Source organism: Streptomyces oryzae (assembly GCF_017676365.1).
GTDB classification, from domain to species: domain Bacteria; phylum Actinomycetota; class Actinomycetes; order Streptomycetales; family Streptomycetaceae; genus Streptomyces; species Streptomyces oryzae.
Genome location: NZ_JADKMA010000326.1, coordinates 1 through 4,346, shown reverse-complemented (window position 1 = coordinate 4,346; position 4,346 = coordinate 1). Strand labels below are relative to the sequence as shown.

At 74.6% G+C, this 4,346-nt stretch carries 4 protein-coding genes and 1 pseudogene; 3 read left to right on the top strand and 2 right to left on the bottom strand.

Annotated features, from left to right (window positions below; all coding sequences use genetic code 11):
- Window positions 1-38 precede the first annotated feature (38 nt).
- Window positions 39-1,106, top strand: a complete 1,068-nt coding sequence (locus tag ITI46_RS33415; protein ID WP_209243700.1) for a CHAD domain-containing protein — start codon at window positions 39-41, stop codon at window positions 1,104-1,106.
- A gap of 174 nt (window positions 1,107-1,280) precedes the next feature.
- On the opposite strand, the gene ITI46_RS33410 is transcribed toward ITI46_RS33415, so the two are convergent.
- On the bottom strand, window positions 1,281-2,012 hold the full coding sequence (locus ITI46_RS33410; RefSeq protein WP_209243699.1) for a class I SAM-dependent methyltransferase: 732 nt from the start codon (window positions 2,010-2,012) through the stop codon (window positions 1,281-1,283).
- A gap of 322 nt (window positions 2,013-2,334) precedes the next feature.
- Here ITI46_RS33410 and mshA point away from each other — a divergent pair, with 322 nt between their 5' ends.
- Both mshA and ITI46_RS33400 read left to right on the top strand, forming a co-directional pair.
- Complete coding sequence (mshA, locus tag ITI46_RS33405; protein ID WP_209243698.1) at window positions 2,335-3,726, top strand: D-inositol-3-phosphate glycosyltransferase; 1,392 nt, start codon at window positions 2,335-2,337, stop codon at window positions 3,724-3,726.
- Complete coding sequence (locus tag ITI46_RS33400; RefSeq protein ID WP_209243697.1) at window positions 3,719-4,252, top strand: type III secretion system chaperone family protein; 534 nt, start codon at window positions 3,719-3,721, stop codon at window positions 4,250-4,252. Before mshA ends, ITI46_RS33400 begins: the two co-directional genes overlap by 8 nt.
- Here ITI46_RS33400 and ITI46_RS35295 read toward each other — a convergent pair.
- Window positions 4,221-4,346 (bottom strand): annotated as a pseudogene (locus ITI46_RS35295) (dual-specificity RNA methyltransferase RlmN); the annotation flags it as partial. The gene ITI46_RS33400 and the pseudogene ITI46_RS35295 sit on opposite strands and share 32 nt — an antisense overlap.

Genomic DNA, 4,346 nt, shown 5'->3' with positions numbered 1-4,346 from the left:
GCCTGGCCACGGGGGTGGCCGCGAGCGCGCCGGAGGGGATGGCGGGTACGGCCGCCGAGGTGCTCGGTGGGTATCTGCACGAGCGTGCCGCGGAGTTCCTGCGCGGGCTGCGTGCCCACGCCGAGGGCACGGGCGGTGCGGGCAGCGGCTCGGGAGCCGGGGGCGGTGCGGCGGACCCCGCGCGGGCCGCGGCGTCCGTCGACGTACTCCGCGCGGCGGCTCGCCGGCTGAACGGGGCCCTGGTGACCTACCGTCCGCTGCTCGACCCGGTCTGGGCCGACAACCTGCGCACCGAACTGAGCTGGCTGGCGGGCGCGGTGGCCCGCGAATACGCCTACGCGGCCCGGCTGGAGCGGCTGTTGAGCGCCCTGCACCGGCTGGCGAGCGGCGGCGGGGGAACGGGCCGCGAGAGCGCCGAGGCGGGTGCCAGGACCGCGGGCGGCGCGGTGCCCCGGCCCGGCGGGGGCGGCCGTGGCGGTGCGGCGACGCGCGAGCGGGGCGCCCTCCCGGTGGGCGCCGCCCGCGCGGGCGCGCTGCTGGAGCGCCAGCTCACCCTCTCCCGTACGCGGGCTCATTCGGCCGCGCTGCAGGCGCTGGGCTCGGCCCGGTTCCACGCGGTCGCCGACGCGGTGGCGCTGCTCGCCTCGGAGGCCCCGTTCCGCCCGGGCGGCGAGAGCGCGGGCCGGCCGGCGCGGGCCGTCCTTCCTCCGCTGGCCGACCAGGCCCGTCGCCAGCTCACCGAGGCCGTCGCCGCGCTGCCCCTCTCGCGGGCCGGAGCGCCGTACAACGCGGACGGGCTCTCCCGCTCGCTGGCCACCGAGGCCAGGCAGGACGCGGCCTGGGACCACGTACGGGTGCTGCTGCGGCTGCACCGTTACGCGCAGGAGGTGCTGGGGCCCGACGCCGAGCCCGATCCGCGGTTGCGGCCCGCCGGCGAAGCGCTGGAGCGGCACCGGGAAGCCGCGGCTGCGGCGGCTGCCGCCGCCTCGGCCGCTGCGACTCCGCGTATTGCTCCGGCCACCGCCTACGCGCTCGGCGTGCTGCACGCCGACCAGCGTCTTGAGGTCGAAGCCGCGCGCTTCACCTTCGGCCACCATTGGGCGTAGCCCACGGATTGCACGTGCCCCGCGTGGGGGGCTGCGCTTGCCAGCCCTGCGCCTCTGGCGCAGACCTCCCAAGCGCAGCGCAGCAAGGACAGACGCGCCCCGAAGGGGCGCGGGGAACTGCGCGACCAGCCACAACGTGGCCGCAGCCCGCAGCGCACAGGCAGGGGCACCCCCTCATCGGGGTGCTACAGCACTCCACCGCACTGTGACCTCACCCTGGCGCCAGCGCCGGGGGCCATCGGTCAGTGGCCAGTCCGCGGCGAGGCCGCGGACGGCCCGTACCCAGCGCTGGCGGGCGCTGAGGGCGCCGTAGGGGGCCGCCGTCGCCCAGGCACGGTCGAAGTCGGCGAGGAAGGCGTGCACGCCTTCACCCGGCACATTGCGGTGTATCAGCGCCTTCGGCAGCCGTTCGGCCAGGTCGGAGGGGGTGGCCAGGGTGGCGAGGCGGGCGGCGAAGGTCACCGTCCTGGGTCCTTCAGGGCCCAGGGCGACCCAAACGTGCCGACGGCCTATCTCGTCGCAGGTGCCCTCGACCAGCAGCCCCCCGGGCGCCAGCCGCGCGCACAGCCGCTGCCACGCGGGGAAGACCTCCGCCTCCGGGTACTGCCGCAGCACGTTCGCCGCCCGTATCAGCGCCAGCCCACCGGCCCCCGCCTCCGGGACGGGAAGCTCGAACCCGCCCCGTACGAAGCCGAGCCCGGCCCGCTCGTACGGGCGTGCTGCCGCGACCCGCTGCGGGTCTATCTCGACGCCGTACACCCGCGCGTCGGCGCGCACCTTGCGCAGCCGTTCCAGCAGTTCGACGGCGGTCCAGGGGGCGGCGCCGTAGCCGAGGTCGACGGCGGTGGGCGGAACGGGGGAGCGGCGGAGCGCGGCGCCGTGCGCGGCGGCGATCCAGCGGTCCATCCGCCGCAGCCGGTTGGGGTTCGTCGTACCCCGCGTGACCGTACCGACCGGCCGGTCGGTCGCCCGTCCCCCCGGGTGCCCGCCCGGCCGCCCGGCAGGAAGCCGGACTGGAGGTGACGGAGCGGGGATACGCGGCATGGAGTCGAGGATACGCACCCATGCGATTGTCACAGTTTTGCAAAATGACGGGTGGAGAAGGAAGAGCGAGCAACCTTTCCGCTGTTTTCCGTCGAGGGCCGCGCCCGGCCTGGTCCCGTATCGCCCGTATCGCGTACCGCGTATCGCACCGTCGGCAGCCCGCAACGGAGGAGGCATCGGAACCGTGAGCCATTACGTGTCCCGGCTCGACGTGTCCCGGCTCGGTCAGTGGCGCGGCGCACGCCCCGCGCTCCCGCACCCGACGCATTCGCTCAGGAACCCGCTGCTGCGCCTCCCCGGCCCCCGCCGTGCCCGCAGAGTGGCGATGCTCAGCGTCCACACCTCCCCCCTCCACCAGCCGGGGACGGGCGACGCGGGCGGCATGAACGTCTACATCGTCGAACTGGCCCGGCAGCTCGCCGCGCAGGGCACCGAGGTCGAGATCTTCACCCGCGCCACCACAGGCGCGCTGGCCCCCACCGTGGAGCTGGCCCCCGGCGTGCTCGTCCGGCACATCGACGCGGGCCCCTACGAGGGGCTGTCCAAGGAGGAGCTGCCCGCGCAGCTGTGCGCCTTCACGCACGGAGTGATGCAGGTGTGGGCGGGCCACAGGCCCGGCTACTACGACCTGGTGCACTCCCATTACTGGCTCTCCGGGCACGTCGGCTGGCTCGCCGCGCAGCGCTGGGGCGTCCCGCTGGTGCACGCCATGCACACCATGGCGAAGGTCAAGAACGCGGCCCTCGCCGAAGGTGACACCCCAGAGCCGGCCGCCCGGGTCATCGGCGAGACACAGATCGTGTGCGCCGCCGACCGCCTCATCGCCAACACGGCCGAGGAGGCGGGCGAACTGGTGCACCACTACGACGCACCCGCCGACCGCACCGCCGTCGTGCACCCCGGCGTCAACCTCGACCGCTTCCGTCCGGGCGACGGCCGCGCCGCGGCCCGCGCCCGCCTCGGGCTGCCGCAGGACGCGGTGATCCCGCTGTTCGCCGGGCGCATCCAGCCGCTGAAGGCTCCCGACGTGCTGCTGCGCGCCGTCGCCCTGCTGGTGGACGAGGACCCCTCGCTGCGGCGCCGGCTGTTCGTGCCCGTGGTGGGCGGGCCCAGCGGCAGCGGGCTGGCCAAGCCGGAAGGGCTGCAGAAGCTCGCGGCGCGGCTCGGCATAGCCGACCTGGTCCACTTCCGGCCCCCAGTTGGCCAAGAACAGCTCGCCGACTGGTACCGGGCGGCGTCCGTGCTGGTCATGCCGTCCCACAGCGAGTCCTTCGGGCTGGTCGCCGCCGAGGCGCAGGCGTGCGGCACCCCTGTGGTGGCCGCCGCCGTGGGCGGGCTGCCGGTCGCCGTACGGGATGGGGTCAGCGGCTATCTGATCGCCGGACACGACCCCGCCGAGTACGCCCGAGCCCTGCGCCGGTTCTCCGCCGACCCCGGTCTGGCCGAGCGGCTGGGCTCCGCGGCGGCACGGCACGCCGAGGGGTTCGGCTGGGACGCCGCCGCGCAGTCCACCGCCGAGGTGTACGCCGCCGCGTTGCAGGAACGGCGACGTCGCCTACGATCGCCGCATGGGTGACGTAGACGCTGTTGACGCCGGCGCCGCGGCGCGGGCGGCGATCGAGCAGACGCTGAATGACGCCGGTCTCGAGTGGGAGAGCCCCGCGGACGGCACGTACGTCGTCACGCTTCCCGGCACCCGCAAGCTGCAGACTACGTGCTCGCTGTCGGTCGGCGCGCACTCCCTCTCGGTCAACGCGTTCGTCGTCCGCAACCCCGACGAGAACCACGCCGCCGTGCACCGCTGGCTCCTGGAGCGCAACACCAAGCTCTACGGCGTCAGTTATGCGGTGGACGGGCACGGCGACATCTATCTCGTCGGGCGCCTCCCCCTGGCAGCCGTCACCCCGGAAGAGGTCGACCGCCTGCTGGGCAGCGTCCTGGAGAACGCCGACGGCCCCTTCAACACCCTCCTGGAAATGGGCTTCGCCACCGCCATCCGCAAGGAGTACGCCTGGCGCACGTCCCGCGGCGAGTCCACCCGCAATTTGGACGCCTTCACGCATTTGACGGCGTCTTACGGGTGGTGTCGTCGTCGCAGCTGATGTGCCGCACCACGCTCATCAGTTCGGGCAGCAGCTCCCCCGCGAGCTTCTCCCGCGCCGCGGCCGGAATGTCGGTCCACTGCGCCGGGTCGTG